Annotated in this window: 1 protein-coding gene; it reads left to right on the top strand. The window is 33.5% G+C overall.

Annotation, left to right across the window (positions count from 1 at the left end):
- Positions 1 to 396 precede the first annotated feature (396 nt).
- Positions 397 to 1,080, top strand: coding sequence for a VOC family protein (locus tag N9I19_RS24805; protein ID WP_317779342.1), 684 nt, complete (start codon positions 397 to 399; stop codon positions 1,078 to 1,080).
- Positions 1,081 to 1,250 lie beyond the last annotated feature (170 nt).

Here is a 1,250-nt window from a genome sequence, read left to right as displayed (position 1 = left end):
TGATCTGTTATAAGACAATCTATTCTAAGATAAAAAGGCCATTACTCCAAGGAATAATGACCTTTTTTTACCATTATCTCTTAACATAATCACAATTATCGGCAAAAGAACAAGGGGTAATCTTAATGAACTAACAGGTGCTTTAGCTGAAGATCGGAGCTGTCTTTAAGGCAGCTTTTCTTTATGGAACTATCGGGGCAGGATTGTTGAATAAAGATCACATCTAAGCTAAATTGGATATTTTTGTTATAATATAGATGAGCATATGAAGGTTTGTACTAACTAGGCAGTAATAAAGGATTAATTTTACATAAAAATTATTTTATCCAGGTTTTACCTTGTGGAATTATTGCGTTAATTAGGATGTCAATTAAACCGAAATATGGGGGAATTTACATGAAAATAAAGGAAGTAATACTGTACACAAATTCATTAGATGGGATTAGCGATTTTTATGTCGATGTATTGGAATTACCAATAATACAAGAGAACAACGAAAAGATTTCCTTTAAAACTGGCACGTCGATACTTACATTTAAACAATCAAGCGAGTACGAGTTCCCTTACTACCATTTCGCATTTAATATCACTGAAAATAAAATAGAGCAAGCTTTACAATGGTTGAAAAACAAAGCAGTTACAATCAATCAGATTAACGGGATAGACCATTATTACGATGAATCCTGGAATTGTCATTCCATTTACTTTTATGACCCTTTGGGTAACATTGTTGAGTTTATTGCTCGCCACGCTATTCCCGAAATCGAGCATGGGGATTTTAATTCGCAAGATATTAAAAATATAAGTGAAATCGGACTACCTGTAGAAGATGTACAACAAGCTTCAGAAATATTGCAAAAGAAATATAATGTTGGTGTTTATAAATCCTCTAATAATGTTTTTGCCCCACTTGGAAACGAAGAAGGGCTATTTATACTATCAGGGCTAAATCGAAATTGGGCGGGTTCTAATAAAAAGGTAAAAGTATTTCCTCTTATTGTTGATATTTATAATAATATTGAGCGAAATGATAACTTTTTGAGTTATCCATACACTATTCGCGAAACACTATTCCGTTAACGGGCGCGATTCTTGAAGAAATTTCGCTTTTCTTAATGAACTAACGGGTGCTTTAGTTCATTAAGGATCACTAAAGAAAGTCATTTCCTAACGTACAGGAAACGGCTTTTTTTGCTGGGATTTGCTTAACGTACAAAATACCGAGGTTTGGTGATACCCCTTCTATACGT

Source organism: Peribacillus sp. CSMR9 (genome assembly GCF_033141925.1).
Taxonomy (GTDB): domain Bacteria; phylum Bacillota; class Bacilli; order Bacillales; family DSM-1321; genus Peribacillus; species Peribacillus simplex_A.
This window is presented reverse-complemented; position numbering and strand designations above follow the sequence as displayed.